Below are 24,296 nucleotides of genomic sequence, written 5' to 3'. Positions count from 1 at the left end.
TTATTTCACCTCGAATTTATACCCAACACCCCACACGGTTTTTAATTGCCAGTTCACGTTCTCGCCGGCCTTTTCTAATTTTTCCCGAAGACGTTTTACATGCACGTCCACAGTTCTGGAGTCGCCGAAATAGTCGAACCCCCAAACGGTTTCCAAAAGCTGTTCACGGGTGAACACCTTGTTGGGGTTTGTGGCAAGAAAATATAAAAGCTCCAGCTCTTTGGGGGGAATGTCCACCGAAGCGCCGTTAATTTTTAACTCGTAGTTTGTTAGATTGATAATAATATTGGGATAGACAACCTCTTTATCAGAATTATCTTTTGGGTCATACCGTCTTAAAATCGCCTTAATTCTTGCAACCAGTTCCTTGTTTTCAAAGGGTTTAACCATATAGTCGTCCGCGCCCAGCTCTAAGCCTAACACCTTGTCAAAAGTTTCACCCTTTGCCGTAAGCATAATGATGGGAATGTTGCTCACACGGCGGATTTCTCGGCACACCTGGAACCCGTCCATTTTCGGAAGCATTACGTCTAACACCACCACAGAGGGCGTCTTTTGCTTGAACAAATCGATGGCCGTCTGTCCATCGTTTGCAATAACAACTTCAAACCCCTCCTTGTCCAAATACAATCGAACAATTTCGCAAATATTCTTATCGTCGTCCACTACCAGCACTCTTTGATTGTTTAACATGTTTCGTTCTCCCCTTTTCTCTAAATTGCACTCCAGCGGCCAGACGCGCCGCATGGAAGTATTAAATCGCTGTCGGAAACCGGCAGGCCGATTTCGTCTGCCGAAACCGTTCCGCCGTGCTTTTTCGCCAGCGTTAGCTTTAAAATATCAGACAGCACCGCTGGCTGCAGTCCTGTTGTGTAGGAATTGATTAAGAAAAACAGCGGGCTGTCGGACAAAAGGCTTACACACTTTTGCACCAGCGGATAAAGCTCATCTTCTAACTTCCATACCTCGCCGCCCGGCCCCCTGCCGTAAGACGGCGGATCCATAATCACCGCGTCATAACGGTTGCCGCGCCGAAGTTCCCGGTCCACAAATTTAATCGCGTCATCTACTAAATAGCGCACGGGCCTATCTTTAAGCCCTGACAGCGTTAAATTTTCTTTTGCCCAGGAAACCATTCCCTTTGACGAGTCCACATGGGCAACGGATGCTCCGGCCGCCGCCGCGGCCGCTGTGGCTCCGCCGGTATAAGCAAACAGGTTTAAAACCTTAACCGGCCGGCCTGCGTTTTGAATAAGATTAGAAAACCACATCCAGTTGGCCGCCTGCTCTGGAAACAGCCCCGTGTGCTTAAAGCCCATAGGCTTGATATAAAACTTTAAGCCTAAAGGCGGAAAAGCCACGCTCCATTTCTCGGGAAGCTTTTTTTTCACGTCCCAAAAGCCGCCCCCGGTGTTCTTCCGGTGGTAAACGGCATGTGCTTTGCCCCAAAGCCCGGGCTTTTGTTTTTCGTTCCAAATCACCTGTGGGTCCGGCCGGATAAGCAAATATCCGTTCCAGTCCTCAGCCTTTTGGCCGCAGGCAATGTCTAAAACCTGATAGTCCTCCCATTTATCGCAAATCCACATAAATTTTGCCTTTCTTTATTCCATTCTAATTTCCTTTTTTTATACATATTATTTTACCATTAATTGAAAGTGCCGTCAATCCATAATTTGTACCTGTCATAATATGTTCAGAATTTTCATACACTTTAACACAAAATATGTTAATTTAGGAGGCTGTCATGGCTGCGGAACAAAATACCATTCACAATCTCATATTAGAAAACAAGGAAAAATTGTCGATTTCCGGCGTTTCCGACGTTGATACCTTTGATGAGGGGAAAATCATTCTGTTCACCGAGGACGACACCTTAATCGTCGAGGGCGAAGAGCTCCACATTCAAAAGCTGGACGTTGCAAATGGAGAGCTTATCATTGAGGGAACGATTTACGCAATTCAATACACAGGCGACGGCTCAACGGCCAGGGCCAACAAGGGCTTTTTTAAAAAAATGCTCAAATAAGCAAAACAAAACTGCGAGGTAATGCCAAATGGTTTTTTCCATGACCGATGAAGTGTATGTGTTCTTATACTCCGCCCTTTCCGGCGGGTTGATCATGCTGTTTTACGACATTTTATCCATTGCGGGGAAAAAAAAAGAATGTCCGGTGTTTCTTTTAAACGTCTGCGACGGCATTTTCATCATTGTTGCCTGCGCCATTATGGTGTTTGTGAACTTCACCGTCAGCAACGGCATTGTAAGGAGTTTTGAATTTTTGGGCGCGGTTTTGGGCGCGATTCTTTACAAGCTGACCCTTTCCCGCCTGATTTCTGCTTTTTTAAAGAAAATAACAGACGCTATCGCCGCTTTTTTTAAACTTTTTTTCAAAATACTATTGACACCGCTGGCAATTATGTATAAAATGATTAATAAGTGTATAGTAGCATTGTTTCACCCGGTTGTTTATGTGTTTCGAAAACTGTTTTCTCATCTCTCTTTTAAAATGCATACATCAATTCGAACAGCCCGGAAAGCAATTAAAAAAACGTAGGTGCAAATGAATGGGAAGTAGTTTAAAAACATCAGGGAAAAAAATAAATTTTAAAATATTCTTTAAACGAATGTTGGTCTGTCTTTTATTTGTCTATCTGTTGTGTCTTTTAATTTCTCAGCAGTTTAAATTTGCAAAGCTGAAAGAGGAAAACGCCGCGGTAGACGCGAAAATTGAGGCCGCTCAAAAGGAACAGAAAAATTTAAATTCCGAGCTTGAATCCATTGACCAAGAGGACTACCTCCGCCGTGTTATCAGAGAAAAACTCGGATTTACAAAGCCAAATGAAAAGGTCTTTGTTGACGCATCAAAATAACGCGGTAGCAGTTTAAAATAATTTTTTACGATAGACAACTATTAAGGAGGAAGCTTCTAAGATGCAGGTAGAACCGGGAACGATTATCGAGGGAAAGGTGACGGGGATTACGCCTTTCGGCGCCTTTGTTTCGTTTGGTGATGGAAAAACAGGGCTGGTGCACATCAGTGAAATTGCGCTGGAATATGTAAAGAACATTCGCGACCACCTGAAAGAAAACGACATGATTAAGGCAAAAGTTTTGTCTGTTGACGCCAGCGGAAAAATCAGCCTGTCGATTAAGCAGGCGATTTTAGAAGAACGTGCAGCAGCCAGGAAAAACGCCCGGAATCAGCCACCCAAAAAGCCGGATGACATTGACTGGTCGAAAAAAAGCAGGCCCGCAAACTTTGAGGACATGATGGCCAAGTTCAAGCAGGACAGCGACGAAAAACTTTCCGACATGAAAAAAGGGTTGGACTCCAAGCGCGGTTCGGGATATAAGCGTTCGTCGGGTTCTTTTTAATCGGTTTGACAGTTACGGCATGGAGTTTTTCCGTGCCGCTTTTTATTTTAAAAATAATTAACGAAAGGTTTTCATTATGACAAAAGAAGAAATTCAAAACAAATATTTCGCAGAAGACGAAGAAGTTCTCTGGTCCGGCACGGCGGACACGTTACGTTTCTTTATGCGGACGGATTTTATTTTAATTCCGCTTACGGTAATCATCGGCGGGGTCCTGCTCTCTTATGCCTACTCCTCTATGATGCTGATGATCCGCGGCCAAAGCGTGGCCTTTGCCCTGTCCGGCATTACGTTTTTGTTAATCGGGCTGTATCTGATTTTTGGCCGGATTTGGTACAGGCACAAGCGTCTGAGCAGAAATTTTTATTTTGTGACCAGCGACCGCTGCTTTGTGTTTAACACCCTGCGGGACAAGGTAACGGTGGATATTCCGATAAATGATGTTGAGCCGGAGGCTTTTCAAAACGATTTATTTCTATCCGGCAAGTTTTTGGGCGGCGATATTGTATATGGCCTGGGGCTTGATGTGTTTTTTCATAACTTTGTTAAAGAATCGCCGGCGTTTACTGCCATTCATAGTCCCGAGCAGGTGAAAAAAGTGATTAAAAGGGCAAAGAAAAACAGAAAGAAGGCCAAACATGATACGGACGACTTTATCTAAGTGTGCGAAAACAGCCGGATATCCGTTGTCGGAAGAACAGCTTTTACAATTTTCAGACTATGCGGACATGCTTTCAGAATGGAACCAGAAAATGAACTTAACTGCCATCACAGAGCCTTTTGAGGTTGCAGCCAAACATTTTGCCGACAGCCTGTTTGGACTTTCGTTCATCGGCGAACACGCAAGCGTAATTGACGTAGGTACCGGCGCAGGTTTTCCCGGAATTCCATTAAAAATTGCCTGCCCCGGAATTTCTTTAACGCTTTTAGACTCATTAAACAAACGCTTAACCTTTCTAAACGCCGTTGTTGCTGAGCTGAAACTTTCCGACACCACAACAATCCACTCCCGGGCAGAGGACGGGGCGGCAAAAAAAAGTCCCCTGCGGGAGAGGTTTGACGTCAGCGTTTCCCGAGCGGTGTCGCAGTTAAATGTACTGTCGGAATATTGCCTGCCCTATGTAAAGGTGGGCGGTGTATTTCTGGCCTATAAGGGCGGCGACATAAAAGAAGAGCTTGATGCCGCAAAAAATGCCATATCTCTTTTGGGCGGTGAAATAAATGACGTTTTCCGCTACACCATTCCTCAAACGGACATTGCCCATTCCATAATCGTGATAAAAAAAATGCGCCCCACGCCGGAGAAATACCCCAGGCTCCAGGGCAAAATTTCAAAACAGCCCCTCTAACGGTTACCGCAGATTATTCTGCGGTATTTTTTTGTGTTTAAACAAGTCGAAAAGTTGTTCCCTTTCGACAAATGTTTGTATAAATTTGCAAAGGATTGTTTATACTATGGATAGAATAAGTATATATGTAAAAAATTTCCTTTTTTCAAAGGATGATATACAAACAAAGGAGGAAAGACATTGGAAATTTCAGTATTAATAAAAAACAAAACGCTGATTGTGTCGCTGACAGGCGAGCTCGACCACCACAGCGCCAAAGAGGTAAAAGACATGGTAGAAGAAGTGATTAAAAACAGAGGCGTAAAAAATTTAATTTTTGATTTTTCAAAGCTGTCGTTTATGGACAGTTCCGGCATTGGAGTAGTTATCGGGCGTTACAAGCTAATCACTGCAATGGGCGGAAACGTAGCAATTGTCAGCTGCAGCCGAAACATCGACAGGCTTTTAAAAATGTCGGGAATTACAAAACTCATTGCCACTTACGACTCGTTAAAGGGCGCACTTAAAACAATTCAGGAGGAAATATCGTGATGAACAACAGCATGAAACTGGAATTTTTAAGCATATCGGAAAACGAAGGATTTGCCCGGGCTGCTGTTGCAGCATTTATCGCGCAGTTAAACCCCACGCTGGACGAATTAGACGACATTAAAACCGCCGTTTCTGAGGCGGTTACAAACGCCATTGTCCACGGCTATGCGGGAGGTTTGGGAACCGTACATATTACCTGCGTTTTAAACGAAAATAACACCATCATATCCGTTGCCGACATGGGGCGCGGAATTGAAAATATCGACTTAGCGAGAACGCCGCTTTATACCAGCTCTGATGGCGGCGAGCGGTCTGGCCTGGGCTTTACGGTAATGGAAACCTTTATGGACAGCATTGAAGTATTAAGCACGCCGGGAAAGGGCACCGTTGTCACCATGAAGAAAAAGGTCGGCCTCGCAGGCGAGCTCCCCGTATGCGTTTAGCGGGGTGCAAACGTGGAACAGTATGGAAGCAAACAAACATATGAGCTAATTGAAAAGGCCCAGTCTGGGGACGAGAAGGCAAAAAACAAGCTGGCAGAGGATAACATGGGGCTTGTTTACAGCGTTGCACGCAGGTTCTACGGCAGAGGCTACGACGACGAGGATTTAAACCAAGTGGGTGCCATTGGCCTTTTGAAAGCCATTGATAAATTTGACATTTCGTTTAATCTGCGCTTCTCCACCTATGCCGTTCCTCTGATTATGGGAGAGATTAAACGGTTTTTGCGCGACGACGGCCCGGTGAAGGTCAGCCGAACGATAAAGCACACCGCCGCTGAGGCCGCCCGCGTCATTGAGGAGGTGCAGCAAAAAGAAGGCAGGGTTCCGGGCGTATTGGAAATTGCACAAGCGTTAGGCGTTCCGCCGGAGGAGGTTGTTCAGGCACGGGAGGCCTCTGTGCCGCCGGAGTCTTTTTTTGCTGTCCGCGCAGATGGAAACAAAACCCTGGCAGACTTTTTGCCCAGCAAAGAAAACGAAAGTGATTTATTAGACAGGCTGGATTTAAAATCTGCAGTGGCCGATTTGCCCCAAAGGGAACAAACCATCATCATTATGCGGTATTTTCTTGAAAAAACCCAGTCCGACGTGGCAAAAAAGCTGGGAATCTCCCAGGTGCAGGTGTCAAGACTGGAAAAGAAAATATTAAATGGTTTCCGAAATCGGTTAAAATGTGAAATGTAATGAAAATGCTTTTTCTTTGCGAAACTATTGACAAGTACGTTTTTAATATGGTAATCTTTATTATATATAGTTTTTTGAAAGAAGGCTAAACATTTTGATAAAAGCGTACTTAAAAGACGGTGTCATTACTCTTGCTCCGGAAGGAAGGAAAAAGGCGGAGTTTACCGCTGGGGCGGCGCTTACCACAATCGGTGAAAAGAGCAGTATGATAAACCCATACACTTTTTTTGACGATTTTGAAGAATCCACGTTTCAAACACTGGTCCGCACAGAGCTGGACAGGCTGTTTGAATTGGATATCAACTCGCCGCGAACTCTAGTCAGTGCGCTTGACAAAGGCAGAACGGACAAGCTGTATACAAACAGAATGTTTCAAATGTCATTGGAAACGGTTTCCGGCGAAGTAGTTTTAGCGTTTTATTTAGAATCTGCCCGAAATCTTCTGGCTTTAGAACTTGTGGCAGCGTTGAGCCGCGGTAAGCCTTTGAAAAAATGTGAACACTGCGGCGGTTATTTTTTCCCCTCAGGCAGAAGCGATTCGGTCTACTGCGACAGAGTGGGAGCAGACGGTTTTTCCTGCAAAAAAATTGGTGCCCACAGACTATACCGCAAACACAGCCGGTCTGACCGCGTGAAAAAACTATATGATAAAATTACGAAACACAACCGGTATTTAAAGAGCAGAGGTCAGCTTTCGGAAAACGAATTTGCACGTTGGATGGCCGAAGCGTCGTTAAAGCATGCGCAGTTTCAGCGCGGCGAGCTTTCAGAAGATTTGCTGATCGGCTGGCTTTCTGAAGACTTGGCTGCAAGCCGGCCGCCTAAGCGAAATGAAATATCGGATTATCTGCTTTAGGAGGAACTATGTTTAAACGAATTGCATTTATTTTTTCAGCAGTAACTTTCATGTTCTCCACCTGTGCCTATGCGAAAACAGTTGAATTTATTATTGACAAACCTACCTATGCATCAATCGACAAATATGAAAAGGAAACCAATGCCCTTTTGGCTGCCCCCTTCATTCAAAACGACAGGACGATGATTCCCGTCCGTGCCGTTTCGGAAAGCTTTGGCAGCCTTGTTTCCTGGGACCCAAATACAAGGGCTGTGACCATTAGCAAAGACGGCAAAACGGTTAAACTTACCATTGACAGCCTCACGGCAAATGTAGACGGAACTGAAACTGCTCTTGACGCTGCGCCCTGCATTGTAAGCGACACAACGTTTGTTCCGGTGCGCTTCGTTTCTGAATCCCTGGGCTACAACGTAAATTTTGTTCCCAGAACGAGAAGCGTTTTGGTCTGCGACCGCGCAGATTACATGACGGTGAACGGCAAGGCGGTGACCTATCCGGAATATGAAGCAATGCGCTATGTTCTGGCAACGCCCGAGCTAACCGGCGTGGACTTAACCAACAGCACCAAAGCTTATCTTTTAAAAAACGCCGTGCTTTCTGTTGCTGCGGATAAGGCCTCAGTGGGACTGACTCAGCAAAGCGACCAGGCCATTAACCTGGCGCTGGAACAGTATGACGAAAACCTTCCTTTTACCATAGGCGCGTTTGCCCTTTTAATGGAGAACGAGGAAAAAGGCTTTGCGTATATCGACTCGGTTTACAGCGCAAGTGAGGTACAAAATGCTTATGAAACCGATTATATCTGCGCGAAACACATTTTAATCCGCAGCGGAACAGACAGCGAACAGCAAGCCACGGCAACAAAGGCGTATGAACAAGCTGCCTCCGGCGCGGATTTCGACAAGCTGATTGAAGACTTTGGCGAAGATCCGGGTGTGATTAACAATCCGGATGGATATGTGTTTTCCAAAGGAGAAATGATTGACGCTTTTGAAACCGCCGCTTATTCCTTAAAGATTGGAGAAATCAGCAAACCTGTTAAGTCGGAGTATGGGTATCATATCGTCAAACGGCTTCCCCTCCCTGCTTTAAGCGAAATCACCGAACAGGAACTTATTTTTAACCTGTATGTTGCGCCGCTCATGAATAGCAGCGTAGTTGAATAACCGCCGTTATTGTAAAAAGAAAGGGAAGGAATTCAAATGTCTATCAGCGATGGAATGGCAGCTTTGAACTTAGAAATGCCGGATCGGGTGCCGAGAACGGAATATTCCGCAGAGTTTCATTGGGATTTGGTTAACAAGGTTTTGGGCACAAATGTTACAGAGAAAAGCGGCGAGGAAGAAAAGAAAACCGCTTCACGAAATTTTATGAAGGCCTGGAATTATGACCTTAAGTGGTCTACCTTAGTCGGAAGCGGATTTTTGCCGGGGCTTAAAACAAACATGGGGCATGCAGCCTATCGTGATGAAGGTGCAGATTTCATTGATAACAGGGCATGTCCGTTTCACGAGCCTGAAGACGTTCTAAATTTTGACCCATTAAACGAATACGGTGAAATTTCAATCAGCGAAATGACGAAGCAGTTTGAAGAACATTATCAGAACAATGTAAACGATTATCCCGACGGAGTTCATATGACCGGCATATATATCACGTGCATTTCTGGTTTAATTGAAATGTTCGGCTGGGAAATGCTTTTATATGCCGCAGGAACAGACCCAAAAGCGTTTGGCGAGCTCACCAACCGATATACGGATTGGATCGGCCAGCATTTTTTGGCGCTTGCAAACAGCAACGTGCCTGTGGTTATGATTCACGACGACATTGTCTGGACGGAAGGCCCGTTTCTTCATCCCGACTGGTATCGGAAATATGTGTTCCCCAATTACAAAAAAATGTTTGCTCCCTTAATTGAGAGCGGAAAGAAAATTCTTTTTACGTCCGATGGAACTTATACAGAGTTTATCGACGACATTGCCGGCTGCGGCATTCACGGTTTCGTCATGGAACCAACAACAGACATGCGTTATATTGCCGAAAAATACGGCAAAACCCATGCCTTTGTCGGCAATGCGGACACCCGCATTTTGCTCAGCGGCACAAAAGAGGATATTTATAACGAAGTGAAACGGTGCATGGATATTGGCAAAAACTGTCCCGGGTTTTTTATGGCGGTGGGAAATCATATTCCACCCAACACTCCTGTGGAAAATGCGCTTTATTATAATGAGGTTTACGAAGAATTAAGCAAACGATAATAAAAAAGACATGTAACGAAAGTTACATGTCTTTTTTATTAGTTTTCAGTTACCGTAACCATTTGCCGGTCACCGTCCCAATCTACGTTGCAGCGAAACGATTCTGCAATGGCGCGGACAGGCACCAGCGTTCTGTCCTGTATAATTTGCGCCGGAACATCCAGCGTCTTTTGCTCCCCGTTTACAATTAGGGCATTGCTTCCAATGGTCAGGCTCACCTGCGTTTCCTGCCGCTCGGCAGTAACCGTTTTTGTGTCCGCGTTCCAGTTAACCTGTGCGCCCAGCGCCTCAAAAATGGCTCTCAGCGGCACCATCGTTCGATCGTCAATAATCTGCGGGCGGGCGTCAAACCTCACTCTTTCGCCGTTTACAGTCACCGCAATGTCGTTTTCAAAAGGAACGGTGCTCACAAAACCGTTTTTCCCCACATAAAAATCGTAGAAAAACGTCTCATAGGTGTTCGCGCAGGAAATTGCCACGCCCAGAGTGTGCTTTCCCGGCGTAAGGCTGCCGACATCTACCCGCGCCCGAAACGGAAGCGCTTCCTCTGACGGAATGTGCCCGCCGTCGATGGTGTAAGACACAGAAACCGGCTCCTGCGTAGGATATGACGCATATACCGAAAAATTTAAGCTGTCTAACGATTCGTTAATGGTAGAAAATCTTGTATAGCCCCGTGTGCTCCCCGTAACAGAAGACTGAAGCGCCACATTCTGAGCCACCGCCTGTCTGTAGGCCTCGCCCAAAGCGGCGTTTCCTGTCAGGCTAAAGTCCTTCTCCATATCTTTGTTAAAATACATTATGCCCTTTACCTGGGGATAAACCATGGTGATGTAGGAATAAAATTCTTTCAGTTTCCGAACCGCATGCTCCTCCGTCTGGTTTCCAGCAGGGTCATTATAGGCAAAACCGCACTCGCTGATTAAAATCGGCTTGTTTGCGCTCACCGTTTCAATTACTTCCCGCACCTTAACCAGGGGATTGTCAAACAGGCCCCGGCAATAAAAAGCGTCTACCCCGTCACCAGACGCAAAGGTTGCGTTGGGGTCTAAATTGTCATACATGGAAAGACCAATCCAGTCCACATATTCGTCACCGGGATAAAACTCCCGGGCGCTGGTGTTCCAGTTGGAAATATCGTTCGGTGAAAACAGCATAGCCGCATTTGGCGCATATTGCCGCGCAAAATCTGACACCCTGCGAAACGCCTTTTGAAAGGTTTCAATAAAATATCTTCTGCTTTCTGTGTCCTCCGGAATATCCCAGCAGTTGGCCTCTGCGGCGAACCGCAAAAGCACCGGCCTGCCGTCTGATGCAATGAATTTTAAGTTTTCAATCATATAGCTGTCGCTTTCACCGCTTGCCACGCGCTCTAAGCTTTCTAAATTTTCCGGCACGTTCCAGGCAATTTCCACCGGAATGGATTTATCCTCCGGCAGGAGGTAAGAAAACATCTCCACCGTCTGTGAAAAATATTCCACATATAAAAGGAAAGCGGTTTCATCCGGTGTGAACGGGTCACAGGTGCCGAAAAACACGCCGTTTGCCGGCTCATGCTTTGCACCGAAATGGGGTACGTCCGCCGGATACTCCGCTTCAACATACACCTGGTGCGCAAGGCTCAAATGGTTTAAAATGGCTTTTGTGGTTTTTATGCTGTCATCGTAATTCTCGCCGTTATTGTTCAGCCACGTCACGTTTTCTAAAAACTTTTCATAATAGGCTTTTGCGTTTACAAAGTCGCCGTTTTGCTCGTAAAGCTGAGCGCATTTCTGCTGACCCCATGTTACGGCGGAGCGCTGGGATTTGTTCTGGGGCTGGGCATAAAGGGCCTCAATTGCTTTCACCGCCTGAATAATCCTGTCTGCGTCGCCGCTGGAAAGCGCCGCGTTATATTCGTCGTGCAGCGGCCAATATGCCTGCACGTGGTCTTGTGCAAAGGCGAGGGGCGCCGTGCCAAACAGAAGCGAAACCGAAAGCACGAGTGCAGTTAATTTTTTCATTTTAAATCTCCTTTTTTCAAAATTGAAGCGCGAAAGTTTACTTCCGCGCTTGTTGTGTTTTAAACTTCGGTAATCCGTTCTTTGCCGCCCATGTAAGGACGCAGCGCCTCAGGAATTTTCACGCTGTAGTGCACGCCGTCGAACTGCAGGTTGTTTTCTAAAAATGCAATGAGCATTCTGGGCGGCGCCACTACCGTGTTGTTCAAGGTGTGAGCCAAATATTTTTTCCCGTCCTCACCCTTAACACGAATTCCCAAACGGCGGGCTTGTGCGTCGCCTAAATTTGAGCAGGAGCACACCTCAAAATATTTCTGCTGTTTGGGCGACCACGCCTCCACATCGTAGGATTTCACTTTTAAATCCGCCAAATCGCCGGAACAGCACTCTAAGGTACGCACCGGAATGTCCAGCGAGCGGAACAGCTCAACGCTGTAGCTCCACATTTTGTGGAACCAGTCCATGCTTTCTTCCGGCTTGCAAACCACGATCATCTCCTGCTTTTCAAACTGATGAATGCGGTAAATGCCGCGCTCTTCAATGCCGTGTGCACCCTTTTCCTTTCGAAAACAGGGCGAATAGCTGGTGAGCGTAAGCGGCAGCTTTTCCTCCGGCGTGATGGTGTCAATGAACTTTCCGATCATGGAATGTTCGCTGGTGCCGATTAAATAAAGGTCTTCGCCCTCTATTTTATACATCATGGCATCCATTTCTTCAAAACTCATAACGCCCGTCACCACGTTGCTCCGAATCATAAACGGCGGAATGTGGTAAACAAATCCTTTGTCAATCATAAAATCCCGGGCATAGGCCAGCACTGCGCTGTGAAGCCTTGCAATGTCGCCCATCAGGTAATAAAACCCTTCGCCTGCCACGCGGCCGGCCGACTCTTTGTCAATGCCGGAGAACTTTTCCATAATATCCATGTGGTAAGGAACTTCAAAATCCGGCTTCGTTTGTGCGCCGAACTGCTCCACCTCCACGTTTTCCTCGTCGTTTTTACCAATGGGAACAGAAGCATCGATGATGTTTGGAATTTTCATCATAATTTCTCTGATTTTCACTTCCAGCTCAGATTCCTCCTGAGCAAGATTTTTCAGTTCCTCGGCTTGGTCGCTTACCTTTTGTTTCAACGCCTCAGCCTCGTCTCGCTTTCCCTGCGCCATCAGCCCACCGATTTCCTTGCTGATTTTATTACGGTTTGCGCGGAGCATGTCCGCATTTCCTGTAATTTCTCGTTTTCTGTCATAAAACGCAATCACTTCATCAACCAGCGGCAGCTTGTGGTCTTCAAACTTTTTGCGGATATTCTCTTTCACAAGCTCCGGGTTTTCTTTGATGAATTTAATGTCTAACATATCGACCTTCTCCTCTTTCGTTAATTGCTTGATATTATTTTACCCCAAAACCACGTTCCTGTCAAGAATTGATTGACAAACAGGGGTATTTCGCAGTATGATAAAAGGCAAAGGAGGGGTAACAATGAATTTTGAAAAAGTGGATGTGTTTTTAAAACGTTTGGAAACAGACTATTTTGTTCCGGCGGCAGAAGTTTCGGTGTATCAAAACCATCAAAGAATTTACCGCGGCTATGCCGGATTTAAAGATGCAAAACGGGAAAAGACAGTTGACGGCACAGATACATATTTTATGTATTCCACCACCAAAGTCATCACCTGCACCGCGGCCATGCGACTGGTTGAGCAGGGGAAAATGGACTTAGATGACCCTGTGTCAAACTTTCTGCCGGAATTTGCCCACCTCACCGTAAACGACGGAACTGGGCTGCATAAAGCCAATAACACGTTAAAAATTTGGCACCTGTTTGCCATGCAGGGCGGTTTTTCTTATGACACGAACTGTGAAAGCATAAAAAAAGCAAAGGCGAACAACCCGCACCTTTCCACCAGGGAGGCAATTTGCGCGTTGTCGCAGGAGCCTTTGTTGTTTGAGCCAGGCACAAACTTTAACTATAGCCTGTGCCACGACGTGCTGGCCGCGGTTTGTGAAGTTATTAGCACAAAAAAGTTCAGCGCGTTTATTCAAGATGAAATCTTTACGCCGCTGGGTATGAAAAACTCCGTAATGGGAACCGGCCGGCCGGATTTAACAGCGCGGCTTTCCGCCCAGTATGACGGCAAAGCTTTGCACAAACGTCCGGCAGAAATTGAAAAAGAAAACTTCTTTTTTATTTCAGACGTTTATGAAAGCGGCGGCGCTGCGTTGATTTCTACCGTAGACGACTATGCGCTGTTTACAGATGCTTTGGCCTGCGGCGGCGTTTCCAAAGACGAATACCGGGTTTTAACACCGCGCTCCATCGACCAGATGCGCACCAACCGCTTAGAAGGCGCTTCTGCTAAGGATTTTAAAACCAACTTTAGCCACATGCCCGGCTATGGATATGGTCTGGGCGTGCGGACAAAAATAAAAAATGTTCCGGGCAACAATATAAGCCCTTTGGGCGAATTTGGGTGGGACGGCGCGGCAGGTGCTCTGGCTGTTATCGACCCCGAAACCCACCTTTCATTTTTCTATGCTCAGCACGTGTTGGGCGGCTTAACCCGCGAAATTCATCCCAAACTAAAAGATTTAATTTTTGAAGCCATAAAATAAAACCATGCCGCGGTGTTTCGCTGCGGCATGGTTTTATTTTATTCTATTTCCTGTTCAATTTGCTCTGCATACCGCACGGTTTCCATTGCGTCCCGGGCATATTTATCTGCATGAATCTGCTCAGCATAACTTTGGGTCATCACCGCACCGCCCACAACGGTTTTTACATGGGGCGCTTTTGTTTTCAACAATTGAATGGTCTCCTCCATTGCCGGAACGGTTGTGGTCATCAGCGCGCTTAAGCCAACCAGAGCCGCGCCGGTTTCCTCTACTGCCGCCGCAATTGTTTCCGGCGGCACATCTTTGCCCAAATCCGTTACGTCGAACCCATAGTTTTGTAGAAGCACCTTAACAATGTTTTTTCCAATATCGTGAATGTCGCCACGAACTGTGGCAATTACAATTTTACACTTTTTCTTCCGTCCCGCTCCCGGCTTCATGCTTTGTTTTATTACGTCGAAAGAGGCCTTTGCGCTCTCTGCGCTCATCAATAGCTGGGGCAAAAACGTGGTCTTTTTCTCAAACCCAATGCCAACAAAATCCAGCGCGGGAATAATGCAGTTGTCAATGATAAACAGAGAATCCTGCTCTTTCAACAGCATTTCCGTAATTTGAGCAGCATTCTCTTTTAAGCCCTTAATCACCGCGTCTTTTAGCTGCTCTGTCAGAGGTTTTCCGCTGTTTTCTGCCTTTGCTTCCTGCTTTGGCTTGTCCGATTGGGCAGCATAGGCAATGTATTTTTCACACATGGGGTCTTTGTCTTGCAGCGCATTAAAACTAAAATAAACATTCATCATGCCTGTGGCTTTTGGGTTCATAATTGCCGCGTCAAGTCCCGCGCCCAGCGCCATGGCAAAAAATGTGGTGTTAACAAGTTCTCTTTGCGGAAGGCCAAACGAAACGTTGGAAACGCCCAGGCTGGTCAGTCCGCCGTTTTTCTTCACCAAGCTGACGGCTCCCAGGGTTGCTAAAGCCGACGAGGTGTCTGAGCTGATGGTCATTGCCAGCGTGTCGATAATAATATCTTTTTTGGGAATTCCATATTCTTTTGCAGTGTCATAAATTTTCTGTGCAATTTGAAACCTTCCCTCTGCCGTTTCGGGTATTCCGTTTTCGTCTAACGTAAGGCCAACAATCAGCCCGCCATATTTTGCCGCAAGCGGGAACACCGACTCCATACTCTCGCGCTTGCCACAAACGGAATTTATCATGGGCTTGCCGTTATAAATGCGGAGTGACGCCTCCATGGCCTCGAGACTTGATGTATCAATCTGCAAAGGCAAACCGCAAACAGACTGCAGCTCGAACACCACCCGGGAAAGCATGGCTGTTTCGTCAATGTCCGGCAAGCCGGCGTTCACGTCCAGCACATGTGCGCCGCGCTCCATTTGGTCTATACCCTCGTTCAAAATATATTCTAAATTATTTTCCCGCAGAGCAGCTTTCAGCGCGCTTTTCCCCGTGGGGTTAATGCGCTCGCCGATTAACACCGGCACCGTTCCAAACTCCACTGCGTGGGTGTAGGAAGAAATTACAGAACGGTTTTTGTCCATGAGCGGAACCGCTTTTTTGTCCTTTGTTTTTTCAATTAATACCGAAATATGCTCCGGCGTTGTGCCGCAGCAGCCGCCTAAACCATGCACGCCCAAATCCAAAAAGACGGCCATGGCACCGGCAAATTCCTCCGGCCCAACGTCGTAAACCGTCTTTTCCCCGTCAAAGGCAGGAAGCCCTGCATTGGGGTTTACAATAACGGGAACCGAAGCAAATTCCGTCAAATTTTTTACTACCGCCGCCAGCTTGTCCGGTCCCAGGCCGCAGTTTACGCCCAGAGCATCTACCCTAAGCCCCTCCAGCATGGCAACCATTGCGGCGCAGTCCGCTCCGGTCATGAGCTTGCCCTGCTCGTCGTAGGTGTTGGTGACAAACACCGGCAAATCGCAGGTTTCTTTTGCTGCCAGCACCGCCGCTTTTGTTTCAAAGCTGTCGTTCATGGTTTCAATTAAAATCAGGTCTGCGCCGCTTTCTGCACCAATGCGAATGGTTTCAGAAAAAATGCTTACGGCCTGTTCAAAGCCCAAGTCGCCCAGCGGCGCAAGGAGCTTTCCCGTGGGGCCAATGTCCAAAGCAACATACCGCTGCTTTCCGCCGGCCTGGTTTACCGCAGTTTTTGCACACATTACCGCCATTTGCACCACGGTTTTTAAGTCGGGCATGTGGTCTTTTCCGTTAAACTTTAAGCTGTTTGCGCCAAAGGTGTTGGTTGCAATCACGTCACATCCCGCCGCAAGATAAGCCTTATGAGCGGCGATAATTTTGTCTGGATGGGTCAGCCCCCACATTTCCGGCAATTCGCCGGGCATAAGTCCCATAGACTGCAAAAGCGTACCCATACCGCCGTCAAAATATACAATTCCGTTTTCTATCTTTTCTTTTATGTTCAAATAATTCACCCTCTCGAATATGCACAGTCTTCCCGTTTGTCACAGGCTTCACAGCCGCTCTTATTGCATTGAGTATCCTCACTGCTGATGCCAATCACCGCCGAAACGGATTTTGAAGGCGTCATCATTAAGCTGTCTGTTAACGACACGCCAATTTGCTTTGGACACTCAAGCACACGAAACAGATCGCGCTGATGGGAAAGAGCAAAATCGCCGTATCCCGGGCTGAATCGCGGACGAAGAAATACGGTTTCAGCTTTCAGCTTATCCGACAAGCGTGCACAAAACAGGTCGCACCAGCTTTCAATGGCCGCGGCGCCCGCCGCCTGGGCAATCACTGCCGCCGCTGGTGAAAGTTTGCTATATTTTGCAATGATCCGGTCTGCTCCAGCTCCGACTGTCGCGCCGAACAGAACTGCACGCACACAGCCTCTTAAGTTTTTAGAAAGCCCGGCGGAGTTTACGCGAAACGTACCGAAATCAATTGTTTGCCCATTCACATTAATGTCACACAGGGTAAAGCACGCCCGACAGGAAAGGCTTAAAAACACCTCCTGCGTCACCGCTTCAATTTGCTGCTGCATTTGCGCATCGGGGCTGCTTTTTCCAAACCCCAAATACCGCAGCACTTCCCCGTGCCTTATCTCAATTTCTTTGACATCTGCGGTTTGCACATAAATCATTTTAAAATCTCCGATAAGTTAGCTTGAATCTGTGCTGCAACGTCCGGCTTGTTCATGGTGTAAACGTGAACGTTTTCCACGCCGTTTGCCACCAAGTCAATAATCTGGTCTGTGGCATAGGCAATACCCGCCTGCTTCATTGCAGACGGATTGTCTCCAAACCGATCTACAATCGATTTAAACCGCTGGGGAAGATAGGTGCCGGATAGCTTTACAATACGCTGAATCTGCTTGCCGTTTGTAACCGGCATAATGCCCGCCACCACCGGCACGTTGATGCCTGCTTCACGAATTTTATACAAGAAATTATATAAGATATTGTTGTCAAAAAACATCTGCGTCGTTAAAAAGTCGCAGCCCATATCCACCTTTTCTTTTAAAAAACGAATATCTTCTTTTTGATTTTTAGACTCCGTGTGTCCCTCCGGGTAGCAGGCCCCGCCAATGCAAAAGTTGCCCGCCGCCTTAATATCTAAAATCAGCTCGCTGGCGTAGCGGTATTCCTGAACCGTTAGCCCTTCGTTTGGAATGTCGCCCCGAAGCGCCAAAATATTTTCAATGCCGTTTTTTGAAAGCTCTGCAAGATATTCCCGCACCGCTTGTTTGGTTGAAGAAACGCAGGTTAAATGCGCCAAAGGCGTTACGCCAAAGTTTTTTAAAATATTTTCTGCAATTGAGGCAGATGTTGCGCTCGCCCCACCGCCTGCACCGTAGGTTACGCTCATAAAATCCGGCGATAGACGTGCAATTTCCTCCGTTGCCGTTTTCACATTGTTGTAGGCATCCCAGCTTTTGGGCGGAAAAACCTCGAACGACAGCGTTGCTTTTTTCTGTTTAAAAAGTTCAGACAGTTTCAAATATATCACATCCTTAATTGTTTATTTTACCATTTCAACCGGGAGGTTGTCAATGAAAACAGGAAACGTTTGACAAAAAGACTGGAATATGATAACATAAAACCGTAACAGTTGGGAGGTTATCCTTATGAAAAGTAAAAAAATTGTGCTGTGCGGCCTGTTTTGTGCTATTGGTGTGCTTTTGCCCCAGGCGTTTCACATGTTTGGCACAGCCGCAGGAATGACATTTTTGCCCATGCACATTCCCGTGCTTATGGCAGGCCTCATCATTGGCCCTGTATGCGGTTTGGTTACAGGTGTGGTCTCGCCGGTGCTTTCCTGTTTGTTTACAGGCATGCCCGCTCCGGTGAAGCTTCCGTTTATGCTGTTCGAGCTGGCAGCATATGGCCTGTTTTCCGGGCTGTTTTCAAAAAACAGCAACGGCGTTGGCCGTGTTTATTTGTCGCTCATCGGCGCGCAGATTGCCGGCCGGGCAGTGAATGCTGTCTGTACACTGGCGGCAGTTTACCTGTTTCACATTGAAAAAGTTTCCGCGCTTTCCGTTTGGACTGCCGTTGTGTCCGGCGTGCCGGGAATTGTAATTCAGCTTGTGTTTATTCCCCCGTTGGTAATAGCGGTTAAAAAGTATGCAAAAACAATGCTGTAACAAAAAAAGGCCGCTGAAAACAGCGGTCTTAATTTTTTTAAATTCATTTCAGTTTCAAGGTTATCATGCGCCTGTGCCGCGGTCTGCGAAACAGGCGGTTTTCTGCCCTGTTGAGCGCCGCTTTCAGCAACTCAATTTCACGGCTTTTTTGCAAAAGCTCCGTCTGCATAGCCAGGCTTTCAGCCAGCCGAGCTTGTTCTGTTTGGTCCAGCTTTCTTTTCAGCTCTGCCTTTTCTTTTCCCAGTTTGCTGGTAATTTTGTCCGCCCTTGCCTGAATGAGACGTTCAAGCTCTTTTGGCGCCTGCGGAATCTCAGACGGCTGTCCGCTTTCAGGATGCTCCTTTCCCCAAAATGGGCTTGTGTGTTCTGCTGTCATACCCATCCTCCCAATTTTATTTTATTTTGAAGCACTTCCAATCAGCGCAAGTGCAATGACTGTAATGCAAACCATCATTGTAATGATAATGCTAACCGGCATAAAATCACCTCTTTTTTCTGCGTTTTGCCTGCCGTCCTGTGTGGTTTTTATTGATGTCCGCCAGCTTTCTGTCAAACAAAATTTTTCCGTCAAATGTTCTTGTCAATCCACACCGCAGGCAGACGAAACAATCGTTTACCTGTCTCCAATCGTGTCCGCACATTTCACCATCATCCTTTTTAAACAAATCCCGCCGCCCATCCGCCGGCAATTTAAAACCGGCCCTACACCGTTAAACTCTTTTCACACCATAACATGGGTTCTGCCGCAGCTGCAAGCAAGTGCCGACACAAATTTTTTCGAGAGCCTTTGCATGAAGGGATGTCCGAACCCAATAGGCAGACATGTCCATCTTTTCTGCAATCTGTTCCCACGTAAAATACCGTAAATAACGCAGTTCCAGAAGCGTCCTTAACGTGGCGTCTCCCACCTTGCTAATCACATCTGCAATTTCCGATTTTACGGCATAAAGCTCATCTAACCGCTTTGACAGCCGGTTTTTATATTCTATGTATTTTAAAACTGCTTCGTCTGACCGGTTCGTTTTCGACGTCTGCACCTTAACGCCGGCACACTGCGCGGTAACAGACAGCACACGCTCTTTTGCTGAAACCAGCTCGTCGCTCAGCGCATCAATTTCGTTGTCAATTTTCCAGGCCCTTTCAAGCCACTCTTTCGTATCCAAACGTTGTCCTCTCCTTCATGTTGGTTTCAGGCAAGCCTGTATAAAATAAAACAATTTGCAAATCCTATTATTGAGGTGATAAAAATGGAAAAACATGATGATTTACCTTTGGGTTTTGGCATGGCGCTGGCGCAAAACGAGCAGGCAATGACCTATTTTGCCAACCTCACTGAAGAACAAAAGCAGTCGGTGATAACCGCTACCCACAACATCCAGTCGAAACAGGAAATGCATAACTACGTTCAAAATCTTCCCAGGCAGGAGTCTTAAGACCCCTGCTTTTTTCTATCGCTTTGTGCTTGTACTTAGTTATCGCTCACGATGAGGTAAACCGTTTCATTTAAAGCAGGATCTTTTATCCGCTTATTCGTTTCACCTCCTGGCTGCAAAGTTTTGCCGGCGGCGGACGAAGTTTTCACCTCGTAAACTTTTATTTCACTATTCCTACATCCAGACAATAGGTTGGAAAACAACGCAAACAGCAGTGCAAAAACAAATAGGGCCGCCGCGTTTTTTATCGCTCTTTCTCTAAACTTAAGTTTCATATACGTCCTCCCGTTATGATTTTAATTTTTCCCAATCACTCAAAATGTCCAAAACCGACTTTAGCACTGCCGCACTTTTCGGCGTTTGGACAACGCCAGATATAAAACAGCTCAATTCCTGGGGCGACACACGCTCATGCCCGCGGCGCCGCAGTTCACATAGCAGGTCGACCTGTTTTTTTCCAAGCTCCAGCAGCCTGTGTTTAATTTCTTTTCCCATCTGCCTGTCCTCATCTCCTTTTAATCATTTGTAAATTTTAATCTCCTTAGCCACAAAAGCAGGAGAATGCGTCGTTACCACACCAGGACAAACTGTCTTATATTTTTACAAATTTCGGCACATTATCCTGTTTTTCATTGTAACCATTATTGACAAAGTCTTTTCTCTGTGTTATATTAAGATTATCCATACTTCTCATATAACTATTCCGAAACTGTCGGTAGGCATTTCTCTGTCTTTAACTTTATTATATATCTAATTTTAGAGATTGTCAACTATTTTATCTCTATTTTTAGATATTCGTTGTTATGTATAAAATAAGGGGTGTATTATTGTGTATATTTCACAAGACGTAGCTGACCGAATTAAAAATCTTGCTCAGAAGAAAAGTATTTCCGTTAAAAAGCTTTTGTCGGACATTGGACTCGGTTTCAACACCATGTCCAATATGCGTAATTCAATGCCAAAAGCAGACAACCTTGCAAAAATTGCAGATTATCTCGGCTGTTCCGTCGACTATCTGCTGGGCAGAACGGAAGAATATTCCCCTCAGAGCACAGAGCAAACAACGGCTGAGGCTGATAAAGAGTATTTCGAGTTGATTGAAGAGTATAAAAAATTAGATTTAAAAGGAAAAAACAAAGTATTGAATACAATTTTCAGTGAACAGGAACGGGTTAAACTGTTAGAACCTGACGAATCGATGCAGCTTGCTGCTTTCGGCGGCGATTTTAAAGGTAAGCCTAAAAGCAAGAAAACTCAGCTTACTTAAGAAGTAATAACACAATGGTAGTCTCTGAAAGGGGATTTATCAGTTGAAAATTATACAGAAAACTGCCAAGACATTTTTAAGAGAATTCGGTAAGGAGATTACCATTCAACGACTATCAGAAGCATTGAGCCGCCGCGGATATGTTCTATTATACATGGGGTCTGATGACGGTAACGAACAGTTATTAAATTTAGGACTGTTAGATTATGCAAAGGGGAAAAAAGCGTTTACTGTATGCACATCTTTGAAAATTGTATTTGTTGACATTGAATGCCACAACAATGACAAAATAAAACTAATATTGCATGAATTGGCACATATTGAACTTGGTCATATTGGAAACGAGTTTAATTGCCGGGATGAAGTAGCCGCGGAAATTGAAGCAGACGCTGTTGTATATGCGGTTTTAAACCCACCGGACACGACTCGTTCCGGTGTAATGCTGCTGATGGTTACAATCATTCTTTTAATTTTTGCTATGATTTTAATTTTCGTCTTTCAAAAGACAGAAACCATTTCTGGCAGCACCGCTGCAGCTATACCAGCACCCATAGAAAGCGCGCTGTCAAACACGGCTGAACAGATCGAGGAACAAATTGCAGATGAAAATGTGTTTGTTTACGTTACTCCTTCAGGAAATTGCTATCACACGCCTGAATGCAGGTATGCACAGTCAGACAACGCAATTAAAATCGAAAGGCCGCAGGCCGAGAAAAATTACAAGCCCTGCAAAATATGTAATCCGTAAACGATTAAAATAACACAGGGGACTGCTATTGTGTTATTTGGTTAGAATAACTGTTCCGCATGGCATAAACAAAAAACCTTGAAACGATTTTGTTTCAAGGGTTTTTGTTTTAAATCACACTTAAATCACAACATTTTCGCATAACGGATTCATATTTTCATCCCAGATAAAGGCCCTCACACTCTTTGCGTGCCTACCCGCCGGGATACTGACTGAGCAGCCGAATGACGAAGTTTTTCCTGTTTGAACCACTCCCCACATATAGCTTAGGTTTAGCAAAATCCCGTTTTCATCATATACCGCAATGATGAAATATTCTTTATTCTTGCTGTCGTTTAACTTCTCCGCTTCCAGTTCCGCCAAAAACGTACCCGTTTCAGGCACAGAAGACAAAACTGCTCCTGTCTGGTCTTTCAACTTAAGCCCCAGAATGCGGTAAGGTGGATCAGAAACCCCGCCGCCCGGTATTAGCTCCAGCGCGGCCTGGTTGGTGTCGTTATCCCAGATAAAGGGCAATTCCGCAGAATAACGGTCGTGAACCACGGTGTAATTTGTTCCCTGGGGCAGATAGGCATATAGCATGCCATCGCTGTCGGTATGCGCCCGATAGTCCGGCATGTTATCACCCTTAATCGCAACAAGCGCATTTGCCAGAGGCTCATGGTCAACAAGCAACGCCAACTCGGCTTTAAACACCGGGTCGCCAGTTTCATTCACAGGGCGAGTTCCATAAAAATTTGCATTGACATAGCCTGCGCTCAGCACAGGAGGTTCCTCCAAACGGGTGGCTCTGCCGGAAACACCGTCGCTGTAATAATAGCTTGTTCCTCCTTCTCCTCCCGCGGCTGTAAAGTGTACAAGACTGTTTATAGCGCCAATTTTTCCCTCTAAGCCAATTCCGCCGTTTCCGGCAGAATAACTTTGATAATTGTTATATTTAACATTAACAGATCCGCCTGTGCCGCCTGTAACAGACGCCTTTGCAAAATCATAGAGAAAAAGCTCGCCGCAAATGCCGGTGCCTCCGTCTCCCCCGTCGCCATAAAAAGTGCTATCTCCCATTGTTGCTCCGTTGCCGCCTCGGCATGTTATAACAGAATTTTCATGGCAATAAACGTTGCCAACAACTCCGGTTCCGCCTATCCCAGCAGTTCCCGTTCCACCGGTAACAACAGCGCTGGAAGAATCATATAAAAATAGATTTCCAATTAATCCGTTTCCGGCGCCGTTGCCGCCGTTACCCAAACTTTCAACACCGTCGCCACCAATCAGAGTTAATGCTGCGTCATTGTACAACACTACGTTGCCTTTTACTGCGCTTTCTCCGTCGGTAAGATGTCTGCCTTGACTTCCCATGATGGTGGTGTTTCCTGCCTTACACACCACGTTTCCTCCCACTCCATAGCTCACGGTGTTTTCGTTGCTTCTCCCACCGCCAATTTTAACCGTGCCGGAATTCAGCACCGTAACATCTCCTGTAATTCTTACAGACTCGAATGAGCCCGTGTGATTAAAGGTAACATTGCCCCAATTTCCATCAGAAGAAGGTCTATTTGAATAGCTTTGTTTAAAACTGCCGTCACCCAGCACTTCAAAGTTGCCGTAAATATTTCCGACAACATTATTATTTCCTTTTAACACCAGCTGATTTCCGGTTGGTGAAGAAAACGTTAATAAATCACCCGCTCCGCCAGAAATATTGTTATGTCCATTAAAGTTATCTAATGTAATAGCAACATAAGAAACTGCGGTAAATCCAATATATTCATATGTTACCTCCGGTAATCCATGAATTGTAAGAGCATGAATTTCAGAAGGAATTTCAACCTTCACACGGTTTTCGTTCCATTGTTTAAGTTTTTCAAGGCTTATGGTGTCGCCATTTTGAAAGTCTGTCCAAATTGGCGCGTCCGTTCCATTTAAATCGTTCCATTCCTCAACAACATGAATCGTAGCGGCATGCACCGTCACGGCTTGCAAATTCATTATTGCAAACATGAATGCAAAAACAAACCCAAAAAATGATTTTTTTCTCATCATAAAGA

The 24,296-nt window shown here is 45.9% G+C and carries 30 protein-coding genes; 17 read left to right on the top strand and 13 right to left on the bottom strand.

Annotated elements, in window-relative coordinates:
• Both WIG73_RS02380 and WIG73_RS02375 read right to left on the bottom strand, forming a co-directional pair.
• On the bottom strand, nucleotides 1-693 hold the full coding sequence (locus WIG73_RS02380; RefSeq protein WP_177678507.1) for a response regulator transcription factor: 693 nt from the start codon (nucleotides 691-693) through the stop codon (nucleotides 1-3).
• 20 nt (nucleotides 694-713) lie between these two features.
• Nucleotides 714-1,586, bottom strand: coding sequence for a class I SAM-dependent methyltransferase (locus WIG73_RS02375; RefSeq protein ID WP_177678510.1), 873 nt, complete (start codon nucleotides 1,584-1,586; stop codon nucleotides 714-716).
• A 158-nt stretch (nucleotides 1,587-1,744) separates the two neighbouring features.
• Here WIG73_RS02375 and yabP point away from each other — a divergent pair, with 158 nt between their 5' ends.
• From yabP to WIG73_RS02315, 12 genes are all read left to right on the top strand, one after another.
• Entirely contained in the window at nucleotides 1,745-2,026 is a 282-nt protein-coding gene (gene yabP / locus WIG73_RS02370; protein WP_177678511.1) for a sporulation protein YabP, read from the top strand.
• A 28-nt stretch (nucleotides 2,027-2,054) separates the two neighbouring features.
• Nucleotides 2,055-2,555, top strand: a complete 501-nt coding sequence (gene yabQ / locus WIG73_RS02365) for a spore cortex biosynthesis protein YabQ (RefSeq protein WP_337399130.1) — start codon at nucleotides 2,055-2,057, stop codon at nucleotides 2,553-2,555.
• A 10-nt stretch (nucleotides 2,556-2,565) separates the two neighbouring features.
• On the top strand, nucleotides 2,566-2,871 hold the full coding sequence (locus tag WIG73_RS02360; RefSeq protein ID WP_177678516.1) for a septum formation initiator family protein: 306 nt from the start codon (nucleotides 2,566-2,568) through the stop codon (nucleotides 2,869-2,871).
• Nucleotides 2,872-2,932: 61 nt separating this feature from the next.
• Nucleotides 2,933-3,376 (top strand): S1 RNA-binding domain-containing protein, encoded by a 444-nt coding sequence (locus WIG73_RS02355; protein ID WP_177678518.1) that lies wholly within the window; start codon nucleotides 2,933-2,935, stop codon nucleotides 3,374-3,376.
• 76 nt (nucleotides 3,377-3,452) lie between these two features.
• Nucleotides 3,453-4,037: a hypothetical protein gene (locus tag WIG73_RS02350; protein WP_337399129.1), complete on the top strand. Its 585-nt coding sequence runs from the start codon at nucleotides 3,453-3,455 to the stop codon at nucleotides 4,035-4,037.
• Nucleotides 4,015-4,725 carry a 16S rRNA (guanine(527)-N(7))-methyltransferase RsmG gene (gene rsmG / locus WIG73_RS02345; RefSeq protein ID WP_337399128.1) on the top strand — a complete coding sequence of 237 codons (711 nt, stop codon included), beginning with the start codon at nucleotides 4,015-4,017 and terminating at the stop codon, nucleotides 4,723-4,725. Before WIG73_RS02350 ends, rsmG begins: the two co-directional genes overlap by 23 nt.
• 180 nt (nucleotides 4,726-4,905) lie before the next feature.
• Entirely contained in the window at nucleotides 4,906-5,256 is a 351-nt protein-coding gene (gene spoIIAA, locus WIG73_RS02340) for an anti-sigma F factor antagonist (protein ID WP_249313795.1), read from the top strand.
• A complete protein-coding gene (gene spoIIAB / locus WIG73_RS02335) occupies nucleotides 5,253-5,699 on the top strand; it encodes an anti-sigma F factor (RefSeq protein ID WP_337399125.1) in 447 nt (148 codons plus the stop codon). Before spoIIAA ends, spoIIAB begins: the two co-directional genes overlap by 4 nt.
• 12 nt (nucleotides 5,700-5,711) lie before the next feature.
• A complete protein-coding gene (locus WIG73_RS02330) occupies nucleotides 5,712-6,440 on the top strand; it encodes a SigB/SigF/SigG family RNA polymerase sigma factor (RefSeq protein WP_337399123.1) in 729 nt (242 codons plus the stop codon).
• A gap of 94 nt (nucleotides 6,441-6,534) precedes the next feature.
• Nucleotides 6,535-7,296, top strand: a complete 762-nt coding sequence (locus WIG73_RS02325; RefSeq protein ID WP_337399122.1) for a DUF6076 domain-containing protein — start codon at nucleotides 6,535-6,537, stop codon at nucleotides 7,294-7,296.
• 8 nt (nucleotides 7,297-7,304) lie between these two features.
• On the top strand, nucleotides 7,305-8,462 hold the full coding sequence (locus WIG73_RS02320; RefSeq protein WP_337399121.1) for a stalk domain-containing protein: 1,158 nt from the start codon (nucleotides 7,305-7,307) through the stop codon (nucleotides 8,460-8,462).
• 36 nt (nucleotides 8,463-8,498) lie between these two features.
• Nucleotides 8,499-9,557, top strand: a complete 1,059-nt coding sequence (locus WIG73_RS02315; RefSeq protein WP_337399120.1) for a uroporphyrinogen decarboxylase family protein — start codon at nucleotides 8,499-8,501, stop codon at nucleotides 9,555-9,557.
• A 38-nt stretch (nucleotides 9,558-9,595) separates the two neighbouring features.
• Here WIG73_RS02315 and WIG73_RS02310 read toward each other — a convergent pair whose 3' ends face one another.
• Both WIG73_RS02310 and serS read right to left on the bottom strand, forming a co-directional pair.
• Nucleotides 9,596-11,560 carry a stalk domain-containing protein gene (locus tag WIG73_RS02310; RefSeq protein WP_337399119.1) on the bottom strand — a complete coding sequence of 655 codons (1,965 nt, stop codon included), beginning with the start codon at nucleotides 11,558-11,560 and terminating at the stop codon, nucleotides 9,596-9,598.
• A gap of 59 nt (nucleotides 11,561-11,619) precedes the next feature.
• Nucleotides 11,620-12,915 (bottom strand): serine--tRNA ligase, encoded by a 1,296-nt coding sequence (gene serS, locus WIG73_RS02305; protein WP_177679095.1) that lies wholly within the window; start codon nucleotides 12,913-12,915, stop codon nucleotides 11,620-11,622.
• 124 nt (nucleotides 12,916-13,039) lie between these two features.
• Here serS and WIG73_RS02300 point away from each other — a divergent pair, with 124 nt between their 5' ends.
• Nucleotides 13,040-14,173 carry a serine hydrolase domain-containing protein gene (locus WIG73_RS02300; protein ID WP_337399118.1) on the top strand — a complete coding sequence of 378 codons (1,134 nt, stop codon included), beginning with the start codon at nucleotides 13,040-13,042 and terminating at the stop codon, nucleotides 14,171-14,173.
• Between the two features lie 38 nt (nucleotides 14,174-14,211).
• On the opposite strand, the gene WIG73_RS02295 is transcribed toward WIG73_RS02300, so the two are convergent.
• The 3 genes from WIG73_RS02295 to metF are packed head-to-tail and all read right to left on the bottom strand — an operon-like array spanning nucleotide 14,212 to nucleotide 18,157.
• Nucleotides 14,212-16,617 (bottom strand): homocysteine S-methyltransferase family protein, encoded by a 2,406-nt coding sequence (locus tag WIG73_RS02295; protein WP_337399117.1) that lies wholly within the window; start codon nucleotides 16,615-16,617, stop codon nucleotides 14,212-14,214.
• Between the two features lie 5 nt (nucleotides 16,618-16,622).
• Complete coding sequence (locus WIG73_RS02290; RefSeq protein WP_337399116.1) at nucleotides 16,623-17,300, bottom strand: vitamin B12 dependent-methionine synthase activation domain-containing protein; 678 nt, start codon at nucleotides 17,298-17,300, stop codon at nucleotides 16,623-16,625.
• Nucleotides 17,297-18,157, bottom strand: coding sequence for a methylenetetrahydrofolate reductase [NAD(P)H] (metF, locus tag WIG73_RS02285; protein ID WP_177679101.1), 861 nt, complete (start codon nucleotides 18,155-18,157; stop codon nucleotides 17,297-17,299). The genes WIG73_RS02290 and metF overlap by 4 nt, the downstream gene beginning before the upstream one ends.
• 127 nt (nucleotides 18,158-18,284) lie before the next feature.
• Here metF and WIG73_RS02280 point away from each other — a divergent pair, with 127 nt between their 5' ends.
• The gene (locus WIG73_RS02280; RefSeq protein WP_337399114.1) at nucleotides 18,285-18,803 is read left to right on the top strand and encodes an ECF transporter S component; all 519 of its coding nucleotides are present in this window, start codon (nucleotides 18,285-18,287) and stop codon (nucleotides 18,801-18,803) included.
• 43 nt (nucleotides 18,804-18,846) lie between these two features.
• Here the strand turns inward: WIG73_RS02280 and WIG73_RS02275 are convergent, their stop codons facing one another.
• The 3 genes from WIG73_RS02275 to WIG73_RS02265 form a co-directional block, all read right to left on the bottom strand.
• Nucleotides 18,847-19,179 carry a hypothetical protein gene (locus WIG73_RS02275; protein ID WP_337399112.1) on the bottom strand — a complete coding sequence of 111 codons (333 nt, stop codon included), beginning with the start codon at nucleotides 19,177-19,179 and terminating at the stop codon, nucleotides 18,847-18,849.
• Between the two features lie 106 nt (nucleotides 19,180-19,285).
• Nucleotides 19,286-19,468, bottom strand: a complete 183-nt coding sequence (locus tag WIG73_RS02270; RefSeq protein WP_177679107.1) for a hypothetical protein — start codon at nucleotides 19,466-19,468, stop codon at nucleotides 19,286-19,288.
• 45 nt (nucleotides 19,469-19,513) lie between these two features.
• Nucleotides 19,514-19,966: a DUF1492 domain-containing protein gene (locus WIG73_RS02265; protein WP_337399111.1), complete on the bottom strand. Its 453-nt coding sequence runs from the start codon at nucleotides 19,964-19,966 to the stop codon at nucleotides 19,514-19,516.
• Between the two features lie 84 nt (nucleotides 19,967-20,050).
• Between WIG73_RS02265 and WIG73_RS02260 the strand changes: the two genes are divergently transcribed.
• The gene (locus tag WIG73_RS02260; RefSeq protein WP_177679089.1) at nucleotides 20,051-20,236 is read left to right on the top strand and encodes a hypothetical protein; all 186 of its coding nucleotides are present in this window, start codon (nucleotides 20,051-20,053) and stop codon (nucleotides 20,234-20,236) included.
• 35 nt (nucleotides 20,237-20,271) lie between these two features.
• On the opposite strand, the gene WIG73_RS02255 is transcribed toward WIG73_RS02260, so the two are convergent.
• Both WIG73_RS02255 and WIG73_RS02250 read right to left on the bottom strand, forming a co-directional pair.
• Nucleotides 20,272-20,511 carry a hypothetical protein gene (locus WIG73_RS02255; RefSeq protein ID WP_337399110.1) on the bottom strand — a complete coding sequence of 80 codons (240 nt, stop codon included), beginning with the start codon at nucleotides 20,509-20,511 and terminating at the stop codon, nucleotides 20,272-20,274.
• 13 nt (nucleotides 20,512-20,524) lie between these two features.
• Nucleotides 20,525-20,731, bottom strand: coding sequence for a hypothetical protein (locus WIG73_RS02250; RefSeq protein ID WP_177679114.1), 207 nt, complete (start codon nucleotides 20,729-20,731; stop codon nucleotides 20,525-20,527).
• Nucleotides 20,732-21,065: 334 nt separating this feature from the next.
• On the opposite strand from WIG73_RS02250, the gene WIG73_RS02245 reads away from it, so the two are divergent.
• Together WIG73_RS02245 and WIG73_RS02240 are read left to right on the top strand one after the other, a co-directional pair.
• A complete protein-coding gene (locus WIG73_RS02245) occupies nucleotides 21,066-21,503 on the top strand; it encodes a helix-turn-helix transcriptional regulator (protein WP_337399109.1) in 438 nt (145 codons plus the stop codon).
• 43 nt (nucleotides 21,504-21,546) lie between these two features.
• Nucleotides 21,547-22,251 (top strand): hypothetical protein, encoded by a 705-nt coding sequence (locus WIG73_RS02240; RefSeq protein WP_177679118.1) that lies wholly within the window; start codon nucleotides 21,547-21,549, stop codon nucleotides 22,249-22,251.
• 120 nt (nucleotides 22,252-22,371) lie between these two features.
• On the opposite strand, the gene WIG73_RS02235 is transcribed toward WIG73_RS02240, so the two are convergent.
• On the bottom strand, nucleotides 22,372-24,291 hold the full coding sequence (locus WIG73_RS02235) for a hypothetical protein (RefSeq protein WP_337399108.1): 1,920 nt from the start codon (nucleotides 24,289-24,291) through the stop codon (nucleotides 22,372-22,374).
• Nucleotides 24,292-24,296 lie beyond the last annotated feature (5 nt).

The organism is Congzhengia sp. (genome assembly GCF_037235575.1).
In the GTDB taxonomy this organism is placed as follows: Bacteria; Bacillota; Clostridia; order UBA1381; family UBA9506; genus Congzhengia; species Congzhengia minquanensis.
The sequence above is the reverse complement of the archived record's forward strand: the minus strand, read 5'-3'. Positions and strand labels throughout refer to the sequence as shown.